We start from the raw sequence: 21,541 nt of genomic DNA, 5'->3' as shown, positions 1-21,541 counted from the left end.
CAGGAGTTAACGCATATCGCCTTGTACAACAAAGAGGTGTTTCACTTGTTTACTTTTTTCAATCACCTGCCATGCTACCTTCCGTTCAAGAGAATGCCCCTGTAAGGTATTTCACCTTCTTCTACCTGTACTTCATGCAGGGGGTTCCCTCTGGCTTTGCCCTGACGGCGCTGGCTAACTTCCTGACCGGGCAAAATGTCTCGCCGGCCGCCATAGGGGCGTTTGCCAGTGCCGTGGGGATTCCCTGGGTCGTGCAGTTGGGTTGGGGCCCATTGATTGACCGGTTCAGTTCCTCGTCTGAGGGGCCTTACAAACGCTGGGTGGTCTTTACGCAACTGCTTGCCTTTGGAGCCTCCCTGCTACTGCTGATTGTAAAGGAACCTTCACAGCAGATGGGGTTGCTCGCCGCCCTTTTCTTTACCCACAGCCTTTTCGCGTCTGTGCAAGATGCCAGCGTTGATGCCATGGCCATCTCTCTGGTGGAGGACCGTGAGAAGGGGAGAGTCAACGGGTTCATGCGGGGCGGGCTGCTGCTGGGGATCAGTTTTGGTGCGGCAGGCCTATCTTACCTCCTGCATGCCTACGGATTTGCGGTGGCAACTGGTGCCATGTCTGCGGTGCTGCTTTTGTTTACCCTCCTTTTCATGGCGACTCCCTTGTATAGCCAGAAGGCTCCCGGACCAACTCTGCAAGTCCAGCCGGGTTCAACGCCTGCTTTCCGGTTGGTGTTCACCCGCCTCCTCCGGCGTTTGTTGGGCAGGGAGTCGATTTCAGTGTTCGGACTGGTGTTCTTGTCGTATCTCTGCTTTAGTTTGTTCGCGCGGTCCCTGTCGTTTCACCTCATCAAATCCTTGGGCTGGAGCGACCAGCAGCTCTCCCTTTTCCAGGGAAGTTGGGGCGCGGCTATCACCCTGGCGGTGGTCTTGGGCGGTGGCTATCTGGCTGACCGCGTGCATCTGAAAAGAATGTACTACATCACCATCACCGTTCTGGCTGTTTTTCTGGTGCTGTTCAACGGCTACCTGCTAGGGCACAGCGGCGAAGGCTGGGTCAAGTCGGGGTTGGTGTTTTGGGGATTGGCGGATCCGCTCTTTAGCGTCAGCAGCTTTCCGTTGTTGATGGCCATATGTGACAAGAGAATCGCAGGCTCCCAGTTTACCGCCTACATGGCTTTGATTAACCTCTCAGATGTGATCGGCTCTTTCCTTTGCGGATGGCTCTTGCAGGTGATTTTTCCGCCGGTAATTGGCCTTACGGCAGGCTTTCTTCTGTTAGTGGTAGTAGTCAGTCAGCTTCTTGTACAGGTGAGAAAGCCAACCCAGACGTTGGAGAGTGGGTAATTTGAGTCGCTAATTTTTGGTCGTTTAACGAAAGGACTAAGATGTGTGATTTCCTTTTGCAAAACAGTCTTTTATGCGGAGGTTTTCCTTACCATATTTGGCCAAGCTAGTTGGTGATTAGGGAAATGGAAGCCCCGACTTTAAACTTTGTTTTAAGCCTACTTTCTTAAAAGAGGCCTCAATTGAACATCTACTTAAATAGGATAACCAAAAAGCCGCTGCCCTCTTTAGGGTAGCGGCTTTTTTATGAGTATTAGGCCCTGAAGACCTTACTAGATGTTTTCGATTTTGATTCGCTGGATTCCCAGTATGAGCCGAGGAAAACAGGCGAAGGAGATTGACTAGAAACTGTCTGAGGTGTTGGCTTTCCCCACTGATTCAAAATGCGTTGCCTGTTTAATGGTTTTGCCTTTTCCTTCAGCGTCCTCATAAGAACGTTCCTCAACCTCTACTGAAAGGGTTTTGCCTTTCAACTCTTTGGTGTCCACCTCAGTTTTCTCTATGCCCAAGGCTTTCAGGAAAGAAGCCAGAATTGGCTGACCAGGTTCGCTGAGGTAAAAGCGTTGGTTTACAAAACCTTCCTCGTTTTCCAAACGACAGTTGATAAATGGAATATCCTTGTTCTCGCTTTTTCCTTCTTCAATTTCAGTTACCGTTACTATGTGCCGACCTTCCGACAAAAATGGTTTTTCTTCTATCTTCAGTTTCATAGGAGTATTGCTTTTTGCTAACTTTTTACGCATTTTGGTTGGTTGGGTTCTAACTTTTTATAAACTATTTTAAAAATACTAATATAATTGGCATTATGAGTCATTCGGAAGTTCTTTAACTATTTATTTGCTTTAATTTGCGATTTTTGCATACTATTGCAAGATGTTGAAAGAGGAACGACAAAGCCATATTCTAATCAGGCTAGAGAAAGCGCATAGGGCAACTTTTGAGGAATTGGCTGGTGAACTGCAGGTGTCAGAGGATACAGTGAGGCGCGATATTGACGCGCTTGCCAAAAATGGGCTGTTAACCAAAGTCAGGGGAGGGGCCATTGTCCGGTCCTTGAACCCGTTCACCTTCCAGGATCGGGAGAAGGTCTATCCAGAGGGCAAACTTATCATCGCGCAGAAAGCACAGCGGCTGATCAAGGAAGGGCAGACCATTTTCATGGACGGCGGTACCACCCTGTGTGCCGTGGCCCTGCATTTTCCCAGAGACCTTAGTTTTAGGGTAGTTACCAATAATCAGGCTTTAATTGGCATTCTTAAAGGGTTTGAGAAGATAGAGGTGATGGTGCTAGGAGGAATCCTGAACCGGGCCACGGAAACCACTGTGGGCGCCTTCACTTGCCGGGAGGTCAAAAACTACCTGGCTGATTTGTATTTCATGGGTACCTGTGCCGTTGACAGCAAATATGGTGTTACTGCTGCGGTGAGGGAAGATGGAGAAGTGAAGCAGGCCATGCTGGAAGGCTCCCTCAAGACGGTTGCCCTGGCAGGCCAGGAAAAGCTGGGAAGCACAGACCATTTCAGGGTATGCAGCCTGGACGGGATTGATGCCCTAATCACCGACTTACCCAATAGCGATCCCCTACTAAAGGAATACAAGGGAAGGGACCTTGAAATCATTTGATCAAACAACGAGATGGAAAAGAAAAGTGAACTGCAGAAAATGCTGGACGGCGAACTGTATCAGGCCGGAGACCCAGAGTTGGTGCACATGCGGGATAACGCCAGGCTATTGCTCTCCAGGTACAATGCCATGATGGGAGCCTCCCTGGAGGAGAGGAACATGGTACTTAAGGAACTGCTGGGCAAATGTTCTACCATTGATATACAGCCCCCATTTTTTTGTGATTACGGAGCGCATATTTCGGTGGGCGAGAATTTCTTCATGAACTTCAACTGCGTGATTCTGGATTGCGCCCAGGTCACCATCGGAAATAATGTGATGTGCGGGCCTTTTGTGCAGATTTACACAGCTTATCACCCGGTGATTGCCTCAGAAAGAATCAAGGGACCTGAACTGGCTTCGCCTATCACCATTGGGGACAACGTGTGGCTGGGTGGTGGGGCCATCATCTGCCCTGGGGTTACCATCGGGAGCAACACCACTATCGGGGCCGGAAGCGTGGTCACAAAAGACATTCCAGCCAACGTTTTCGCCGCCGGTAATCCCTGCAAGGTAATCCGGAGTTTGGCTTAGAGGGCAGGCGCCTGGCTTTGGCGCAGCCGCTTATCCCAATAAATCTGGTTCCTTAGTTTACCGTGACATCAGTTGTAATGCGGATTAACCTGGCTGGCTATCCGCGAAATAAAGGGTGAAGGTGGTGCCCACGTTCACCTCACTGGCCACTGAGATACTTCCGCCCATGGCTTTCAGTTGTTCCTGTACCATAAAGAGCCCAATTCCCTTGTTGCCTCCTTTGGCCTGAAAACGCTGGTACTGGAAGATTCTACCGCCGTACCGGCCCATGTCTATCCCCACGCCGTTGTCAGAGAAGGTGAGTTTGAGTTTTCCGTCCTGGGTTTCGGTGTGGAGTTTGATCACCAGGTCCCGGTCCGGGGAACGGAACTTGGCCGAGTTGGTGAGCAGGTTCAATAGAATGCTGCGGAGGTATTCCCGGGAAAAGAAAACGTGGTCTCCCCCGGTGAAATCTGTCTCAATGGTGGCGCTGGCTTGGGTAAGGAATTCCCCAGCGGCTTTTTCCGCCTCACCCAGGATTTCCTTCAGGCTAATGTTTTCAGCACCAGCAGGGCTGTTGCTTTTCACCACCAGAATATCAGAGAGATCCTCCACAATGCTATTTAACTGGTGGGCCGACTCCTTTATTTTTCCGAGAATATACCTGGTTTTAGAATCTGGCGCAGCGTCTGGAGAAAGTAGATGGGTGAGTCCAACTAGGTTGGAGACGGGTGCCCGTAGGTTATGAGAGGTAATAAAGGAGAATTGTTCCAGTTCATTGTTGCGCTGGGTGAGGTGTGAGATCAGCAACTCCCGTTCGGCCTCATGTTCCCGGCGTCTGGATAGGTCCTGCATGGCTCCTACCAACCGGATGGCTTTGCCGGTGTTGTCCCGCACTACAAAGGCCCGGTCGGTTACGTAGGCAAACGAGCCATCGGCCCGCCGGAACCGGTAATCGTATTCCCATTGTTCCTGCCCGCGGTCTTCCAAAAAACTGTTCAAAGATTCGTTCACAGCCTGGTTATCCTCTGGGTGCAGGTTGCTCTCCCAGAAAGTGATGCCGTTGCCTGTTTGGGCACTTTTATACCCAAACAGTTTCTCCATTCCTTCGCCCCAATGGATCTCACCGGTGGTTAGATTCCAGTCGTAGATGGCGTCACGGGTGGCCTTGGTGGCATATACAAACCGCTCATTGCTTATTTCCAGGTCTCTTTCTGCCGCCCTGATGTCGGTGATGTCTGTCACCGTTCCCAGTAGGTTGGTGCAGATGTGGTGCTCATTGTAGAGCGGCGTAATGGATACCAGCCCCGTCTTCACGCCCGTAGGGTAGGGGGTAATCTCCTCCCACTTTATCGTTTGGCCAGACGCAATGGCTTGGGTGTATTTGGAGCGCACCAGCGAAAGCGAAGGCTCCGGGATCACTTCATCCACGTATCTGCCCACCACCTGGTCCTTCCTGAGGCCCGTTACATTCAGGAACGCCTGGTTCACCGACTCGAACCGGAAAGTGTCATTGTTCCTGACCTCGTACATGTAGATCACCTCACTGAGGTTGTCATAAATCTGGAGGAGCTTCCGTAGGTTAGCCTCGTCCTGTAGCCCGAAAGTGAGGTTGGGTTTATCCTTAGAAGGGGCTTGCTTCGGTTCTGGGCTGCCGGAAAGCGGGGTCTGTGTGGGCTGCGAGCCGTTTGAATCAGCTGAGATGGTGCAGAGGAAGGATGGCCCTGTGCCGTTGTTTAGCGGGGTTATAGAAAATTTGCCCTGAAAACGCCCGCCGTCTTTCCTGATTCCGGTCAATTCCAAGGCAGTACGGGCTTCACCTAAGGACTGTCCCAGAGAAGCGCCCGGTTTAGAATTAGGGGTGTCCACGAGGGAGAGCCAATCTTTACCGATGAATTCTGAATCTGAAAACCCAAAAACCTGCTTGGCTGCCTGGTTCATCTCCACAATAAGTCGGTCTGCACCGATTAGGAAACTTGGTTCGGGGGAGTTTTCGAAAAAACCTCTATAAAACGCATGGGTGTCACTGGCATTCATGATGTTGGAATGGGGGCTTTTCTAACAGTTCAGAGAGGTAGTCTTGCGATCATCTTCTAGGTTGCACTTACTTACCAAGAGGCTACTAAGCGAATCTACTGCGAATTTAGTATTATATGCACTTTTATTATGAGTTTTTAAAAATTAGACCGTATTTATTCCAGGGTAGCTGGATTAAATTACAATAGCGTACATGACTGTCAGGGGGAAATGAGCTCCAAACTCCTGGCCAGAAGCAGGTTAAGCTAGTGGTTCTCAGAAGTAAGGACATAAAAATCCCTCCTAAGTCGCGTGGGAGATACGGGCTAGGAGGGACAGTGAGTATTCGTAATGTATGTCAGGTTGTTTGTGGGTAGTTGGAAAGAACCAGTAGAGAACGGCCCGTCTATTTATCCATCAGCCAGCGCATGCCTTCAGGCTTGGTGGCAAAGTCCCGGAAGAAGGGCCTGGCAATGGTTTGGGGTTGGGCCGCTTCCTGCATGCCCAAGGCATCGGCGGTTCCTATGCGCGCCACTTTGCGCACGCAGGTGCTGCCTAGTTCCTCGGTGAACTTTCGGGCCAGGTCTCCGTTCGCGCCGTCTCCCGCGCCCTCCGGCGACTGGGTGGCGTCTAACAACAGGCCTTCTACATGAAAGCCTCTTATACTGTCCAGGATGACGTCCAGGCAAAAACCTACTTCAGGCGCCGCCAAATGGGAGACATCCGGCATTTCGGTCACCAGGATTTCTGTGTCTGGATCAAAATCCAGGGTAACAATTCCGCTGTGAATGATCATAGGTAAAATGGGTGTAGAGGTTGAAAAAGCGTTTGATATGATGTATGGCCTCATGCCGCATGCAGGGTGCGGGTAGAATCTGTCTAGTTTTCTGAAAACAAGCCCTAAACCGGAGCTGATTGCCCTGGTTTTTCGCTTTTCCTCTGGAGATGTGGTGTCAGCCGGCGGCTGTTTGGAGGCAGAAACCAACTTCCTACGCGGAGCCGGTTTGCTGATGAAACGCTGTTTTCCTGCGGAACCGAAGAAAGCACAGGAATGCTTCGTGGCAGTGGTATTCAGGATTAGAATAAGTTAAGCCGCTGCGGGTCAATTAAGATATGAAGCGGCTTTTGAAGGGGGCTTGGGCCCAAAGGGCTCAAGCAAAGATGGTCATGTTCACTCGTGCTCCCGTTGCAGGTAATAAGAGATGATCGCGAAGGCATACTCATTCCGGTCACCCACAAAATGCGTGTCATTGAATTCTACCAGTCCGTCTTCATTCAGGTACGTGCGTACGTTGAAGCGCTCCAGTAGGTAATGTAGCTCCACCATCTCCACGATCTTTGCGAACTGGAGGTCACCGGGGTTGAATTCCCAAAGTTCATCCATAAGCCAGAGAAATTAACCTTTAACCAGTCTTATAAGCTAAAAGTAAGTTATTTGTTTGGGTTGTAATTACTGAATTTACGGGGTAAGTTCCTATAATTCAAATGAATAAATACGATATGCCAAAAAAGAATAAGTGTCTGAGCGACATTGGTGATTTTCCTGTGGCCATCTTCCCTGTGGGCTGGAGGTAAGCGCTGCCTTTTGCATCGTTCAGGCATTTTCAGGCCATTTTTCTAAAAACAAGAGTAAACCAAAGAACCCTCTCTGAAAGCCTCCATTTTCCCTTTTATAAGATGTTAGCCCAGCCTTGGTAAATGAAAAACCGATAACCCTGGTCTCCGCAAGGGAGATCCAGGATTATCGGTTTCAAGAAGGAGGTGATAGAAGCCTTTAGAACTTATAGGCAACAGTGGTCACAAACTGGCGCGGCGGAATTGGGTTCACGCTGTAGTTCTCATGCACCAGGTAATTCAGCTCATTGGTGATGTTGGAGAGTTTGCCCAGGATAGAGAACTGCTTGATCGCGTAGCCTAGAGACACATCAAAGGTGGTATACCCAGTAACCGGAATGAGGCGGTTGAATTTCTGCGCCTGGCCTACCTGGTTGTTCCAGCCTGCGTTGCGCTCCCCGGTGTAGAACCCAGAAGCCCCAATTTTCAGGCCTTTCAAAGCAGTGGTTTTTAAGGTGTAGAACAACGTGGCATTGGCCGTATGGGCCGGGTTGCTCACCAAACGCTCTCCTTCCATGTAGCTTCCAGTGGTGCCGGGAGTGTCTGTATAGCGCATGTAGTTGTAGCTGTAGCCTGCCAGGAAGGTCAAGCCCGGTACAATAGATCCGTTTAGGTCCACTTCCACGCCGTCGCTGGTGGTTTGGCCGGTGAATTCCTTAATGGTGGCATCGGTGTTAAGGGTTACGCCATCGGCGAGGTACTGCGCCTGCAAGGCCAGGTCATTGTTGATGATGCGGTACACCGTCACATTCACCGATAGCCTGTCTTTCACCAGGTCGTTTTTCACGCCTACCTCATATTGGTCAATGAGGGAGGGTTTTAGGTTCTGCTGGTTTACGTCTCTGCCGGTATTGGGCGTGAAGTTGTTAGAGTAGCTGGCGAAGAGCGAGGTGGTGGCCGTAGGTTGGTACACCAAACCTACCCTTGGGGAGAAGGCCCTGTCATACTTGGTGACAGCCGTAGTGCTGTTCTTCACCTCGCCGGTCTCCAGGTTGTGCTGTTTGGCCACGGCTACTTTCTGGTAAGACCAGCGCAAGCCCGCCAGTACCTTGAATTTCTCTGAAACGTTGATCAAATCCTGCACATACGTCCCGAAACGGTAGGTAGGGGTCTCGGTGCGCATGGTGGCCGTAGCCAGCGGCTCATCGGTGCGCGGCGTGAATTTGGCGGGGTTCAGGATATTGATGGAATCATAGACGTTTCCTTTACCCAGGGAAGAGATTCTGAAGGCGTGGGTTGTGTTCAGATATCGCTCCGCATCTGCGCCTATCAAAATGGTGTGTCCTAGCCCGAAGGTTTTGAACTCGCCGTTCAGGTTGATCTGGCCGGTGTGGTAATTCTCAGAGATATCTGAGCGGGTGAGGAGGCGGCCCCAGTCTCCGTCAGCATCCGCCTGAATCCGTTCGGTAGAGAAATAGTCGCGGTCAAAGGTCTGCTGAGAGCCAATGAAGTTCAGTTTCCAGGTGTCGTTCAGTTGGTGGTCAACGGTGGCCGAGGTAGTTCTCTGTTTCACCCTGTTGTAAGCCCATGGCGCATTATAGAAAGCCGAACGGTCAATGGAAGTGGGGATTTTACCATCCAACGTTCCGATTCCGAAATCCGGGGTGAACTCATTGTTCAGGTAATCTCCCTGCACCAAAATGTTGGTTCTGCTGCCCAGTTTGTACAGCAAAGAAGGGTTTACATAGAAGCGTTTAGACTCCACGCTGTTGCGGTAACTCTCGGCGGTTTCATAGGTGCCAATCAGGCGGAAGGCCAGGTTCTGGGAAACAGGTCCGTATACATCGGCAATGGGCTTGAACAGGTTGTAGCTACCCGCGCGCAAGGCCACTTCGCCGCCGTATTCAAACTTAGGCTGTTTGGTCACCATGTTGATGATGGCCCCGCCGGATACGTTTCCATATAATAAAGCCGCGCTTCCTTTGAGTACTTCCACGCGCTCCAGGGTGCTGGCCTCTGGGATCACGGCGGAGTTAGAGCGGGCTCCGTTCTTGAAGATGTTGTTGGCACCCAGGTTGTAGCCCCGGGCGAAGAACGTCTCGGCGGTACTGCCACGGGTAGTGCCCAGCGCTACGCCGTTCACGTTTTTGATGACGTCGCTTAACTTGGAGGCCTGCTGGTCTGCAATGACTTCGCTGTTGATGATCGACATGCTTTGTGGCATATCCAGCGGTGAGATGGCTATTTTGCCAATATTAAGGGGTTTTTTGTTCAGGGTTTTGCCCGCGGTCACTACTACCTCAGAGATTTGGGCGGCGTTCTCGGCCAGTTCAAAGTCTACGTTTGTGGTTTTGCCAGCCGTAACCGTTACCTGACTTTCCTGGGGCTGGAGGCCCACAAAAGAACACGTTACCGTGTATGTGCCCGGGGTGACACCCTGGATGGTATAGAAGCCGTCTTCTCCTGTTACCGTCCCTTTGATAGTGCCGGCTAAGCCCACGTTTACATAAGGAGCGCCTTTGCCATCGCTTGACTTAATTCTGCCGCTTACCCTACCGGTAGACTGGGCGAAAGAGAGGTGACAAAGGGTTAAAATCAGGAGACTTAGAAGTAGACGGGGGTAGAGTTGTCGCATGGTTATCTTTATTAAGATTCATTCTAATCTGCTGCAAAGATAGAAGCGACTTTTTGCCAGTCAAATATTATTTAGAATTATTCTCAATAAATTAATTGGGAACTTTTTTGCAGGTTTCATTTCAGCTTATTTAAAATCGTGTCTTTTGAAGGTAAAAGAAGGCTTTGTGCAGGTTTTCTAAGGAATTAAAGATTCTGTTCTACATTACTTACCTAAAAAGATAAGTTTCCTTTTGTGGAAGCCACGCCTTAGTTTTGTCAACTACCATAGCCTTTGGTTTAGATACAATAGGCAGGTACACACAGGAGGGTGAAAGCAATCCCCAGCTTTCACCAGGCGTTAAGATAGATTCGGCTGGTCTCGGTTTTAGATGACCTGTAGGCTAGCAGACTTCTAAGTCAATCAATCCGTAATAGGGGAAGGTAAAACGTTCAGCAAACATGAATGCAGAAATGAAGTATTCCCTAAACCTGGAGGAGCAATAATGGCATCAGGTCTTCTTGCTCTTTTAGATGATGTGGCGGCCCTGGTGAAAGTCAGTGCAGCCAGCCTGGATGATGTTCCCACGCAGGTAGCGAAAACCACGGGTAAGGTATCTGGTATTGTCATTGATGACACCGCCGTGACGCCCAAGTACGTGGTGGGGCTAGACCCCTCGCGCGAGCTTGCCATCATCTACCAGATCGCTAAAAAATCGCTCCTTAATAAGGTTATTTTCCTGGCCCCGGCTGCTTTGCTGTTGGGCTTCTTCGCGCCTTGGGTAATCACGCCTATTTTGATGTGCGGCGGGGCTTTCCTTTGCTTTGAGGGGTATGAGAAAGTGCACTCCATGTTCAGCAAGCATCATGGTGATGAGCATGGCGCCGGTGGGGAAGCCGTGAAAATCACCACCCCCGAGGAACTGGAAAAGGAACGCGTCACCAGCGCCGTCCGCACCGACCTGATTCTTTCCTCAGAGATCATCGCCATCACGTACTCCACCGTGGCAGACCAGCCGCTGGTGACCCAGATTGCCGTGCTGTTTTCCGTAGCCGTCTTTATCACGGCCGCCGTCTATGGCTTTGTGGGTTTGATCGTAAAAGCCGATGACATAGGCTTGCACATGGCCAAAGAGAACCACCATCCGCAGACCCGCAGAATTGGCCGCGGTATTGTGAAATTCATGCCTCATTTCCTTTCTCTGCTGGGGTATGTGGGCACAGCCGCCATGCTTTGGGTAGGAGCCGAGATTATTGCCCACGGTATTCCGGTGTTGGGCCATGCCCTGGAAGGGATGGAGCATTCCCTCGCCAGCATTCCAATTCTGGCCTGGTTGGCCAAAGCAGTGGTTTGCGCCATCGGCGGACTTATCTTAGGTGCCGTCATTGAGAAGATCGTGACGTTTGCTCGCCGTTTTTTCAAATCTTCAAGCAAAAGCGCGAAAGCATAAAATCCCTGTTGGATTGTAAAGTAGAATTTGACGCGAAGCTTTCTTCTTTGCTCTTCCTCTAATTACCGGCTTAACCATTCCATTCAAAACCAGTGATGCCAGACTAGTAACTTAGGTCTGGCATCACTGGTTTTTGTTTTGAAACTCGTGTCCTAGGACCAAATTGAGCCTTTTGAAAGATGGCATCAGCCCTGCTTATTATTTGGTGAAATCATGAAAAAGGGTGAGTGAAGGTTAATCCTTTTAGCAAGTGAGGGCTCCTGCTGGTCTATTTAAATCCAAAATAGTATATATTTAAAGCAGAATCCTGTTTGACCCAATGTGCCCCTGCCTTACTGGAAGGTCCGGAAGTGAAAAGGAAAGATATTACGGTTTTGGGCCTGCTTTTTAAAAAGGAGACCAAAACCCTGCTCAAGATGTACTCTAAATTTATTCTTCTGTTTTATGCCCATTTTTAAGAAAAGCCTAGTATTCTGTTTCCTGTTGCTGATGACTGTATGGGTTCAGGCCCAGGGGCAGCCCAGCAATGGGCGGCAACGACTGCTGATGGACTTTGGGTGGCGCTTTGCCTTCGGGCACCCGTCTGATCCCAAAAAGGACTTCAACACCGGTACCAGTTACTTCTCTTATCTGGCCAAAGCCGGCTACGGCGATGGGGCCGCCGACCCTAAATTCGATGACCGGGCCTGGCGCAAACTGGACTTGCCGCACGATTGGGCCGTGGAGCAGGGATTCAGCAACCAAGGCAGCTACAGCCACGGGTTCAAAGCCATCGGGAGGAACTTCCCGGATAGGAGCGTGGGCTGGTACCGCAAGACCATCGCCATTCCGGAGAGTGATTTAGGGCGCCGCATTTCCCTTGAGTTTGACGGGGCTTTCCGTAATTCTATGGTGTGGGTGAACGGCCATTTTGTGGGAACAGAGCCCAGCGGCTACAACAGCTTCCGGTTTGACATCACCGACTACCTAAACTACGGCGGCAACAACGTCATTGCCGTGCGGGTAGATGCCACCATGGAAGAAGGCTGGTTCTACGAGGGCGCCGGCATTTACCGGCACGTCTGGCTTTCCAAAACCCAGCCCCTGCACGTAGCCCCAGACGGGCTCTTCGTGACCTCAGAAGTAGCCACTCCTGCCGCTACGGTTACCGCCAAAGCCACCATCAAGAACGAAGACAAAGCCGCCAAAACCTTCTCGGTGGTGCAGACCCTGGTAGATGCCGAGGGGAAAACCGTGGCCAGCAATTTCAAAGACAACCTGAAACTGGCGCCTTTCCAAACCCGGGACGTTTCTGTGGTCATCCCGGTGGCCAATGCCCGCCTGTGGGACATTGAATCGCCGTACCTCTATAAACTGGTGACCACCGTAGTGGCGGATAACCAGGAAACTGATCGCGTGGAAACGAACATCGGAATCAGGACCATCCGCTTTGATGCCAAGGAGGGTTTCTTCCTGAACGGCAAGCACGTGAAATTGAAAGGCACCAATAACCACCAGGACCACGCCGGGGTAGGCGCGGCCATTCCAGACGAACTACAGTATTGGCGCATCAAAACCCTGAAGGGTATGGGCTCCAACGCCTACCGGATGTCCCACAATCCGCCCACGCCGGAACTGCTGGATGCCTGCGACAAACTGGGCATGCTGGTCATTGACGAGAACCGCCTCATGGGAACGTCAGAGCAACGCATGGAAGACATGAAGCGCATGATTCAGCGGGACCGCAACCACCCCAGCATCATCAGTTGGTCTATCGGCAATGAAGAATGGGCCATTGAGAACAGTGTTACCGGCGCCCGCATCGCTACTACCATGCAGGCCTACGCCCAAAGCCTTGACTCCACGCGCGCCATCTCGGCGGGCATTAGCGGCGGCTTCCAGAGCGGCATCTCAGATGTGCTGGAGGTGATGGGCTACAACTACATGGGCAACGGCAACATTGAGCTGCACCACAGCCGCTTCCCCAACCAAGCCAGCATGGGCACCGAAGAAGGCTCTACCTTCGCCACCAGAGGCATCTACGTGACAGACCCCAAGCAGCAGCACATTGCCGCCTATGACAAAAAGCCCCGGCCTACGTTCTACTCCATTGAAGAAGGTTGGACTTTCTACGCCAACCGTCCGTGGCTCGCGGGCATGTTCATCTGGACCGGCTTTGACTACCGCGGCGAGCCTACGCCCCACGGCTGGCCGTCGGTGACCTCGTACTTCGGGATGATGGACTTGTGCGGCTTCCCCAAAGACAATGTCTGGTATCTGCGGTCCTGGTGGTCAAACCAACCTACCTTGCACCTGTTGCCGCACTGGAACTGGGCCGGGAAAGAAGGGCAGGAGATAGACGTGTGGGCCTACAGCAACTGCGATGAGGTGGAACTGTTCCTGAACAAGAAGAGCCTGGGCAAGCAGACCATGAAGGTGAACTCGCACCTGGAGTGGAAAGTGAAATACGCGCCCGGCACCCTGCAGGCCATTGGCTACAAAAACGGCAAGAAAGTGCTCACCGAGACAGTGAAAACCACCGGAGAACCCGCCGCCTTGCAGTTGACCCCGCACCAGGCCACTCTGAAAGGAGATGGCGAAGACATCTCGGTGATTACCGTCTCCGTGAACGACAAAAACCAACTGGGCGTCCCCACCGCCGATAACGAGGTCACCTTTACCCTCACCGGACCGGGCAGGATCATTGGCGTGGGCAACGGAAACCCTACCTCGCTGGAAGACGAGCGATTCATTGAGGAAGTAAAGGCCGTCAGCATCACTGGTTTGAAAGAAGCACCTGTGGCCGGACTGGAGAACGCTGTCGCCTCTGTGGCCAAACCCGAAGATGCCAACTGGAAAGAGGCCTTCACCACCCGCGACTACAAAAACCTGAGCGCCGCCTATCACCACCGCGGTTCGTTTGAGCTGCCCCAGGACTTTGCCCAATCAGAAATCACCTATTTTTACAAAAGCATCGGGAAAACGCAGTCAGTGTTCGTGAACGGGAACGAGATCGCCAAAGACCTGAAAGATTCTCCCGAAGGCAACGTTTTCAAGCTGGACCCAGCTCTGCTGAAAGCCGGCAGAAACCAGATTGACATCGTGGCCACGCCCGTGCCTAAAAAGAACGACTGGGACTATGTGAACACCAACCCGGGAACCATCCAGATCCTGACCCCAGCCGCTCCCTGGAAACGGAAACTCTTCAGCGGGTTGGCCCAGGTCATTGTCCAGTCTACGAAAGGAACCGGAGAAATCACCCTCACCGCCACAGCCAAAGGCTTGAAACCCGCCGTACTTAAAGTAAAAACCTCCGAGACAACGGCCAGGCCTTCTGTAGATTAATTTATTTCCCCATGTGTAGTTCAAAAAGAGTTTTCCGCTTACTTTTTCTAGTTGCCTTGCTCGCAGGCAGTGGCTTGCGTGCGCATGGCCAGAAAAAGGACTTTATTTCCAATCCTATTCTGCCGGGGTATTTCGCTGATCCGGCCGTCATCAAGGAAAAAGACACCTATTACATCTACGCCACCATTGACCCCTGGGGCGGGGAAGAGCTGGCCGTGTTTGAAACCAAGGACTTCAAGAATTTCACTCGTCGGCACCTGAATTGGCCCACCAAAAAAGCATGTACCAGCCCTACCTCGGCAGGTGCCATGGTGTGGGCCCCGGCGGTGAAGAAAGCTCCGGACGGGAAGTTCTACATGTATGTCTCCGTAGGAAGTGAGATCTGGGCCGGGGTGAGCAAGTCGCCTTTGGGACCCTGGAAGAACGCCAAACCAGACAATACCCCGTTGGTGGCGCAGAACCATTTCCCCGTGGTGCATAACATAGACGCCGATCTTTTTATTGACGATGACGGGCAGGCGTACCTGTACTGGGGCTCGGGCTTCAACTGGGTCAACGGACACTGCATGGCCGTGAAGCTCAAGAAAGACATGATCACCTTTGACGGGCTTCCGCAGGAAGTGACGCCGCCCCAGTATTTTGAGGGACCGCACATGATCAAACGCAACGGCAAGTATTACCTCATGTTCTCTGAGGGCAAGGCCATTGACGCCACCTACCGCGTAGGCTACGCCGTGGGGAACAATCCCTTCGGGCCGTTCAAGTACGGGGAGAACAGCCCTATCCTTTCTACCTCGGCAGACAGCACCACCTATGGGCCGGGGCATCATACCGTTTTCCAGGAGAAAGGCCAGGACTACATCCTGTACCACCGCATTTTCCCGCAGAAAGAGGAATATGTGCTGCGGCAGCTCTGCCTGGACAGCCTCCGGTACGACGCCAAAGGAAATTTCCTGAAAGTGCAGCCACAGGGCGTGCAGCCTTGGGTCCAAAGCAAAAAGAAAAGCCGGTAGCTGCCCGTTCAACCCAAGGACGCAAAAGAGAGTTTTACGCCTCTTTTCTACAAATTACCTTGAAAACGTTCCTTTGATTTTATGGCATCCACTGCGTAAAATTGAAGTTTGATCTGCTGATAGCTCTCTAACAAATACCCATACAACATGAGAAAACTAAAGTTACAGGTACAGATGACGGTGGACGGTTTCATTGCTGGCCCCAATGGCGAGATGGATTGGATGGTCTGGAACTGGGATGAAAGCTTGAACTCCTACGTACACGCCCTGACGAAACCCGTAGACACCATTGTGCTGGGCCGTAAACTAGCCGAAGGGTTCATTCCCACCTGGACCTCTACCCTGGAAAACCCCGAGACCGCCGATGAGTTCGCCCGCAAAATGGTGGAAACGCCCAAAGTAGTCTTCACCAAAACCCTGGACAAGTCTGAATGGGCGGCCACCGAACTGGCTACCGGCGACCTGGTAGAGGAAATCACCAAAATAAAAGCCCAGGAAGGCCGTGACATCATTGCCTACGGCGGCGGAACGTTCGTGTCCAGCCTCATCAAAGCCGGCCTCATTGACGAATTCCACTTGTTCGTGAACCCAGTAGCCCTGGGCCAGGGCATGCCTATCTTCAAAGACTTGGAGCAGCGGCAGAACCTTACCCTGGTGAAAACGCAGCAGTTTGAGTGCGGCATCACCGTCCTGAACTACGTGCCCCGCCAGGAAGCATAAGAGCTCTAAACAGAAGTGCTCCCGCAGGTTAGCAGTTTCTTCTGCTGCCCCGCAGGAGCACTTCTGTTTAGGGGCTATTTTTTAGAAAAGAAGGTAGCGCCCACGCTGGCCGTGATGACGCAGGCAATGGAAAGCCACTGCGTCAGGCTCAGGTATTCCTGCAGGAAAAGCAAACCAGACAAAGCGGCGAACGCGGGGTGCAGGCTCATTAAAATACTGAAATTCTTAGGGGACAGCTGCCGCAAGGCGCCCATGTCTAAGGTGAAGGGCAGGGCACTGGTCAGCAGCGCGACGGCTATCCCAATCAACACCAATGGCCAGGTCAAGGCACTCAGGCCTCCGCTCCCAATCCCGAAGGGCAGAATAAGCAGCGTCGCGAAGATCATACCTACGGCCACGGCATCCCCACCCTTCATGAGCTTGGAGATTTTGCCGCCCAGCACAATATAGCCCGCCCAAAGGCCTCCGGCCAGTGCCGCGCAGAGCACGCCCAGCAAATCCACGTTGTCTTTCTGCCAAGGGGCAATCAACGCTATGCCCAAACAGGCCAGTGACACCCACACCACGTCCAGCAGTTTCCTGGAGCCCAGCAACGCCAGGGCCAGCGGCCCGATGAACTCTATGGTGACGCCCAGCCCCAGCGGAATCCGTTTGATGGCCACGTAGAAAATCAGGTTCATGGCGCCCAGGCAGCTGCCGTAGGCCAGGCAATACAGCCACTGTTTTAGGCTCAGTTTCCTGAAATCAGTCCGGAAATAGGCCAGTAGAATGATGGCTGAGAATCCTATCCGGAGCGAAGCCGTGCTGCTGGCGCCCAGAATAGGGAACAGATGCTTGGCAACAGAGGCGCCCACCTGCACACTCATGATGGAGAGCAGCACCGCAGGTACCGCCGGAAGGGTTATTTTCTTTATAGATAGCACTCTTTGTCTCTAAACTTTTCTAATCCACCCCAGGCCCGAGCTGCTTTATAGGCTACCCCGAGGTGATTTTTGGTTGAAAGTCTCACCTCTTCCGGAATTTTAACCAAGGTACGGGAATAAAAAGTGGAAATAATTTAAGCCGAAGCAAGTACCGTGCGCGCAGCAGATTCCAACAGGGGTGAAACAGAGGCAATTGGCTGAAAAATAGAAGAATAATGAAGCTTTCTTGTGAAACGGGCCACTGCCCACTAGGAGGGGAGTTAACATTTCAGACATACAATGGGAACAATTGAACAGCAAGGGTTCTGCCGGGTTCTTGAGCAATTTTAAAAAAGTAAGCCATAAACGGTTTTTCCTTTGAGAATAAGATTTATTCTTCAGGTATTTTGCTTAAAATTGGTAAAGATTGTGAAGAGTGCCCTGCTCTATAGTACAAGTAGATTCCTTCGGGTAAGCGGTTACTAAGGGGTAGGGAATGAATCATGTTGCAAAACTTACAAACCATAATGCTCAATTCGCGGATTTTACCTCTCAGAAGGGGAACGCTGGCTTTCGGTATTCTGGCCTCCCTGGCCCTTGTCCATCCGGCGCAAAGCCAAAGCAGCCAAATTCCATTAAGTGACCTGTCGTCTTTCAAGAACCCTGGCAAAAGCTGGCAGGTAGCCGGTGGCGTCTCCGCCGATCTGCAGGAAGACAACAAGCTGCTGCCCTCCAACGGCAACGGAATTTTAGTGAACCTGCCCGGCAAGAAAGTCAAAGGCGAAGACCTGTTCACCACTTTCGAACACGGCGACATGGACCTGGAGCTGGACTACATGATGGCCAAGGGCTCCAACTCCGGCATTTACCTGCAGGGCCGCTATGAACTGCAGCTGTTTGACGGCTGGGGCTTCACCGATGTCTCCTCCAGCGGCAACGGCGCCGTGTACGAGCGCTGGGATGACAGCCGTCCCGAGGGCCAGAAAGGTTTCCAGGGATATGCCCCGCGCCAGAACGCCGGCCGTGCCCCGGGGCTGTGGCAACACCTGAAGATCGCTTTCCAGGCTCCGCGATTTGATGCCAGCGGCAAGAAAATCCAGAATGCCCGGTTGCTGCGAGTTGAACTGAACGGCGTCACCATCCATGAAGACCTGGAACTGTTCGGGCCCACCGGGGGCGCCATCAGCAATGACGAAAAAGCCACGGGGCCCTTGCGCATCCAGGGAGACCACGGGGCGGTGGCGTTCCGCAACATCAAGGTGAACCATTTCAGCAAGCCGCGGCCCGAACTCAAGAACATTACTTATAAGATATACAAAGGCAAATACCAGCAGGAGCCGGCCTACGGCAGCCTGCCGCCTGAGGCTGCCGGTCCGCAAGGCCAGTCAGCCATCCTCACCTCTAACCTGGGCATCAAAGACAACCAGTTTCTGGTGCAGTACAGCGGCACCTTCGTGGCCAAGGAACCCGGCGAATACACCTTCAACCTGAGTACCCCCGCGGGGGCGGGGCGCCTGCGAATAAATAAGCAAGAAGTGGTGCCCCTCAAATACTGGGATGGAACCGGCACCGTGAAGCTGCCTGCCGGGGAGTTTCCGTTTGAACTGCTCTATTCTAAGTACAACGACTGGGGGCAACCCGCTTTAGCCCTGCAAGTAGCCGGACCGGGGGTGCGCCAGTTCCTTATTAGTGAAGTGAACCTCACCGAGGAAGCTGACCCTATTCTGGTGGATGTAAAGGAGAGACCCGTGCTGCGGAGTTTCATTGACCTGCCTGGTAACCATCGGGTCACGCATGCGGTGTCGGTGGGCAGTCCCACCCAGTTGCATTACACCTATGACTTGGACAACGGCACCATTGTGCAACTGTGGCGTGGCGCATTCCTGGATGCTACGCCCATGTGGCATGAGCGCGGCGACGGCTCTTCCAAGGCCATCGGCTCTGTGCAGTACTTCGGGAAACCTACCACCACCTTGGCCAGGCTTGCCTCAGATCAGGCCGCCTGGACAACAGATACCACGGGCACTGCCTATCGGGGCAAAGGTTACCGCCTGGACCAGAATTCTGAGCCTACTTTCCAGTACCAGATCTACGGCGCCACCGTGCAGGATGCCATCCGCATTATTGAGAACGGCAAAGGCCTGCGCCGCGAGCTCAGCATCCAGAACCCCACCGGTGGCTTGTACGCCCGCCTGGTGGAAGGCGCCAAAATAGAAGATGCCGGCAAGGGAATGTACCTGGTAGATGACCGCGCCTATTACGTGCGCCTGGACGATACCGCCGGGGCGAAGCCGGTCATCCGGACCGTAGGCGGCCGTCAGGAACTGGTGGTTCCGGTACAAGGCAAGTTGGCGTATTCTATTCTTTTCTGATTTCAAAAGTATCCTATAGATGTTACGTAGAGCTAAAAGGTTTTTATTGCCGGCTTTCATGGCCGGAGCCCTTTTTGCGGGCCAGACTCCCAATGCCCAGGCGCAGGAGTCACCCATGGAAGAAGATTTTTTCAAGATTATGCGCGTGCCTTCGCCAGAGGGAACGTTGCTGGAGGTGGGTGGCCTGGTGATTCTGCCCAACGGCTCCTTAGCCATCTCCACCCGCCGGGGCGATATCTTTATAGTAGAGAACCCCACCAGCGCCAAACCGCATTTCCGCAAGTTTGCCGCAGGCCTGCACGAGGTGCTGGGTCTGGCCTACAAAGACGGTGCCCTGTACTGCGCCCAGCGCGGTGAGCTGACCAAACTCATGGACACAAACAATGACGGCAAAGCCGATGTGTTTGAGACGGTGTACGCCTGGCCGTTGTCCGGGAACTACCACGAGTACAGCTTTGGGCCGAAGGTTGCGCCGGACGGTTCCTTCTTCGTGAGCACGAACCTGGGCTTCCCCGATCCGTGGTGGCACGCGACCAGCCTGGTGCCCTGGCGCGGCTGGATGCTGCGCATTTCCCCGGACGGTAAAATGGAGCCTTGGGCTACCGGCCTGCGTTCTCCGGCGGGTTTGGGCATGATTGACGGCGAAATGTTCTACACCGAAAACCAGGGAGACTGGGTAGGTTCCGGGGGCGTGTGGCACGTGAAAAAAGGCGCCTTTACGGTGCACCCGGGCGGTCTGCGCTGGACCAATATGCCTAATTCTCCGGTGAAGATGAGCCGTGAGCAGGTGTACGCCAAAATAAACCCGCGTTTTGAGAAAGACGCCGGCGGTGGGCACGTGAAACCAGAGAACAAGGTGAACGAGCCCAACGTGACCATGTTTGACATGAAGAAACAATTCCCCGAGATGCAACTGCCGGCCGTCTGGCTGCCGCACGGCATCATGGGCATCTCCAACACCGAGATCCTGAAAATTCCGGAAGGGCATTTCGGTCCGTTTGAGGGGCAGTTGCTGGTGGGCGACCAGGGCCAGAGCAAGATTATGCGGGTAGTGCTGGAGAAAGTGAAAGGAGAATACCAGGGCGTGGCCTTTGATTTCCGGAGCGGTTTCCAGTCTGGCGTGTTGCGCATGGCCTGGGCCCCGGATAAGTCTCTGTTCGTGGGCGAGACGGCTCGGGGCTGGGGCGCCGCCGGCGAGGCCAGCGAAGGCTTGCAGCGCGTGATCTGGAACAGCAAAGTGCCGTTTGAGATGCGCACCGTGAAAGCCATGCCAGACGGTTTTGAGGTGGAGTTCACCACGCCGGTAGACCGGAAATCAGGCGAAGATCTGGCCTCCTATACTGTGGATAGCTACATCTATAAATACCACGCCGTGTACGGCAGCCCGCCGGTCAACTCCAAAAAACTGGCCGTAAAAGGCGTGAAGCTGTCTGAAGACGGCATGAAGGCCCGGGTGCTGGTAGACAACCTGCGCGAAGGCTACATCCACGTACTGAAACTGGATGGTGTACGCGCCAAGGAAAATTATTACACCCTGGTGCATCCTACGGCGTACTACACCTTGAACAGCATTCCCGAGGGCGCAAAACTGGCTCTGAAAGACGTGAGCACCAGAAACTCTGCTTTGCCCACGCCTTCCAAAACCGTAGCTTCTGCCAAGAAAACGGGGGCTAAACCCACTGCAACCGCAAACCGCCTAACTGCTGGTTCCACGGCTAAGGCTGCCACAACTGCCAAAGCAAGTACCGTAGCCGGCAACGCCGAGCCTAAAGCCAAACCTGCCAACGTGGTGCTTACCTTCAATGACGTGAAACCATTGCTGGCCAAGAATACCTGTCTGGCCTGCCATACCGTTGAGAAGAAACAGGTGGGCCCTGGTTTTAGAGAAATCGCGAAGCGTAGGTACACAAATCAGAAGATTGTGGACCTCATCCATAATCCCAAGCCAGAGAACTGGCCCAATTACGCTACGCCCATGCCACCCATGCCGCAGGTTCCCAAATCTGAGGCCCTCAAAATCGCCGCCTGGATTAACACATTGAAATAAACCATCACAGAAAA

General features: G+C 52.8%; 15 protein-coding genes. 9 read left to right on the top strand and 6 right to left on the bottom strand.

Annotated features, from left to right (window positions below; all coding sequences use genetic code 11):
- Positions 1–71 precede the first annotated feature (71 nt).
- Complete coding sequence (locus FOA19_RS00655) at positions 72–1,340, top strand: MFS transporter (protein ID WP_149088874.1); 1,269 nt, start codon at positions 72–74, stop codon at positions 1,338–1,340.
- A 341-nt stretch (positions 1,341–1,681) separates the two neighbouring features.
- Here the strand turns inward: FOA19_RS00655 and FOA19_RS00650 are convergent, their stop codons facing one another.
- Positions 1,682–2,050 (bottom strand): hypothetical protein, encoded by a 369-nt coding sequence (locus tag FOA19_RS00650; protein ID WP_149090432.1) that lies wholly within the window; start codon positions 2,048–2,050, stop codon positions 1,682–1,684.
- A gap of 163 nt (positions 2,051–2,213) precedes the next feature.
- On the opposite strand from FOA19_RS00650, the gene FOA19_RS00645 reads away from it, so the two are divergent.
- Together FOA19_RS00645 and FOA19_RS00640 are read left to right on the top strand one after the other, a co-directional pair.
- Positions 2,214–2,963: a DeoR/GlpR family DNA-binding transcription regulator gene (locus FOA19_RS00645; RefSeq protein ID WP_149088873.1), complete on the top strand. Its 750-nt coding sequence runs from the start codon at positions 2,214–2,216 to the stop codon at positions 2,961–2,963.
- 12 nt (positions 2,964–2,975) lie between these two features.
- Positions 2,976–3,536, top strand: coding sequence for a sugar O-acetyltransferase (locus FOA19_RS00640; RefSeq protein WP_149088872.1), 561 nt, complete (start codon positions 2,976–2,978; stop codon positions 3,534–3,536).
- Positions 3,537–3,620: 84 nt separating this feature from the next.
- Here the strand turns inward: FOA19_RS00640 and FOA19_RS00635 are convergent, their stop codons facing one another.
- From FOA19_RS00635 to FOA19_RS00620, 4 genes are all read right to left on the bottom strand, one after another.
- Positions 3,621–5,552, bottom strand: a complete 1,932-nt coding sequence (locus tag FOA19_RS00635; protein WP_149088871.1) for a PAS domain-containing sensor histidine kinase — start codon at positions 5,550–5,552, stop codon at positions 3,621–3,623.
- Positions 5,553–5,937: 385 nt separating this feature from the next.
- Positions 5,938–6,327 carry a hypothetical protein gene (locus FOA19_RS00630; RefSeq protein ID WP_149088870.1) on the bottom strand — a complete coding sequence of 130 codons (390 nt, stop codon included), beginning with the start codon at positions 6,325–6,327 and terminating at the stop codon, positions 5,938–5,940.
- Positions 6,328–6,702: 375 nt separating this feature from the next.
- On the bottom strand, positions 6,703–6,915 hold the full coding sequence (locus FOA19_RS00625; RefSeq protein WP_149088869.1) for a hypothetical protein: 213 nt from the start codon (positions 6,913–6,915) through the stop codon (positions 6,703–6,705).
- 390 nt (positions 6,916–7,305) lie between these two features.
- Positions 7,306–9,720, bottom strand: coding sequence for a TonB-dependent receptor (locus FOA19_RS00620; protein WP_149088868.1), 2,415 nt, complete (start codon positions 9,718–9,720; stop codon positions 7,306–7,308).
- A gap of 484 nt (positions 9,721–10,204) precedes the next feature.
- Here FOA19_RS00620 and FOA19_RS00615 point away from each other — a divergent pair, with 484 nt between their 5' ends.
- From FOA19_RS00615 to FOA19_RS00600, 4 genes are all read left to right on the top strand, one after another.
- Positions 10,205–11,149: a DUF808 domain-containing protein gene (locus tag FOA19_RS00615; RefSeq protein ID WP_149088867.1), complete on the top strand. Its 945-nt coding sequence runs from the start codon at positions 10,205–10,207 to the stop codon at positions 11,147–11,149.
- A 489-nt stretch (positions 11,150–11,638) separates the two neighbouring features.
- Complete coding sequence (gene galA, locus FOA19_RS00610) at positions 11,639–14,473, top strand: beta-galactosidase GalA (protein WP_223808670.1); 2,835 nt, start codon at positions 11,639–11,641, stop codon at positions 14,471–14,473.
- A gap of 56 nt (positions 14,474–14,529) precedes the next feature.
- On the top strand, positions 14,530–15,486 hold the full coding sequence (locus FOA19_RS00605) for a family 43 glycosylhydrolase (protein ID WP_223808669.1): 957 nt from the start codon (positions 14,530–14,532) through the stop codon (positions 15,484–15,486).
- A gap of 147 nt (positions 15,487–15,633) precedes the next feature.
- Positions 15,634–16,206: a dihydrofolate reductase family protein gene (locus FOA19_RS00600; RefSeq protein ID WP_149088864.1), complete on the top strand. Its 573-nt coding sequence runs from the start codon at positions 15,634–15,636 to the stop codon at positions 16,204–16,206.
- A gap of 74 nt (positions 16,207–16,280) precedes the next feature.
- Here the strand turns inward: FOA19_RS00600 and FOA19_RS00595 are convergent, their stop codons facing one another.
- Positions 16,281–17,129, bottom strand: coding sequence for an EamA family transporter (locus FOA19_RS00595; RefSeq protein WP_223808668.1), 849 nt, complete (start codon positions 17,127–17,129; stop codon positions 16,281–16,283).
- 506 nt (positions 17,130–17,635) lie between these two features.
- On the opposite strand from FOA19_RS00595, the gene FOA19_RS00590 reads away from it, so the two are divergent.
- Both FOA19_RS00590 and FOA19_RS00585 read left to right on the top strand, forming a co-directional pair.
- On the top strand, positions 17,636–19,480 hold the full coding sequence (locus FOA19_RS00590; protein ID WP_149088863.1) for a family 16 glycoside hydrolase: 1,845 nt from the start codon (positions 17,636–17,638) through the stop codon (positions 19,478–19,480).
- Between the two features lie 58 nt (positions 19,481–19,538).
- Entirely contained in the window at positions 19,539–21,527 is a 1,989-nt protein-coding gene (locus FOA19_RS00585) for a c-type cytochrome (protein ID WP_223808667.1), read from the top strand.
- Positions 21,528–21,541 lie beyond the last annotated feature (14 nt).

It is taken from the genome of Rufibacter hautae, from assembly GCF_008271695.1.
GTDB lineage: Bacteria > Bacteroidota > Bacteroidia > Cytophagales > Hymenobacteraceae > Nibribacter > Nibribacter hautae.
This window is presented reverse-complemented; position numbering and strand designations above follow the sequence as displayed.

Excerpts from the sequence above, each read along its gene's own strand:
- FOA19_RS00655 (WP_149088874.1), top strand. The coding sequence starts at position 72 with ATGCTACCTTCCGTTCAAGAGAATGCCCCTGTAAGGTATTTCACCTTC.
- FOA19_RS00650 (WP_149090432.1), bottom strand. The coding sequence starts at position 2,050 with ATGAAACTGAAGATAGAAGAAAAACCATTTTTGTCGGAAGGTCGGCAC.
- FOA19_RS00645 (WP_149088873.1), top strand. The coding sequence starts at position 2,214 with ATGTTGAAAGAGGAACGACAAAGCCATATTCTAATCAGGCTAGAGAAA.
- FOA19_RS00640 (WP_149088872.1), top strand. The coding sequence starts at position 2,976 with ATGGAAAAGAAAAGTGAACTGCAGAAAATGCTGGACGGCGAACTGTAT.
- FOA19_RS00635 (WP_149088871.1), bottom strand. The coding sequence starts at position 5,552 with ATGAATGCCAGTGACACCCATGCGTTTTATAGAGGTTTTTTCGAAAAC.
- FOA19_RS00630 (WP_149088870.1), bottom strand. The coding sequence starts at position 6,327 with ATGATCATTCACAGCGGAATTGTTACCCTGGATTTTGATCCAGACACA.
- FOA19_RS00625 (WP_149088869.1), bottom strand. The coding sequence starts at position 6,915 with ATGGATGAACTTTGGGAATTCAACCCCGGTGACCTCCAGTTCGCAAAG.
- FOA19_RS00620 (WP_149088868.1), bottom strand. The coding sequence starts at position 9,720 with ATGCGACAACTCTACCCCCGTCTACTTCTAAGTCTCCTGATTTTAACC.
- FOA19_RS00615 (WP_149088867.1), top strand. The coding sequence starts at position 10,205 with ATGGCATCAGGTCTTCTTGCTCTTTTAGATGATGTGGCGGCCCTGGTG.
- galA (WP_223808670.1), top strand. The coding sequence starts at position 11,639 with ATGACTGTATGGGTTCAGGCCCAGGGGCAGCCCAGCAATGGGCGGCAA.
- FOA19_RS00600 (WP_149088864.1), top strand. The coding sequence starts at position 15,634 with ATGAGAAAACTAAAGTTACAGGTACAGATGACGGTGGACGGTTTCATT.
- FOA19_RS00590 (WP_149088863.1), top strand. The coding sequence starts at position 17,636 with ATGCTCAATTCGCGGATTTTACCTCTCAGAAGGGGAACGCTGGCTTTC.
- FOA19_RS00585 (WP_223808667.1), top strand. The coding sequence starts at position 19,539 with ATGGCCGGAGCCCTTTTTGCGGGCCAGACTCCCAATGCCCAGGCGCAG.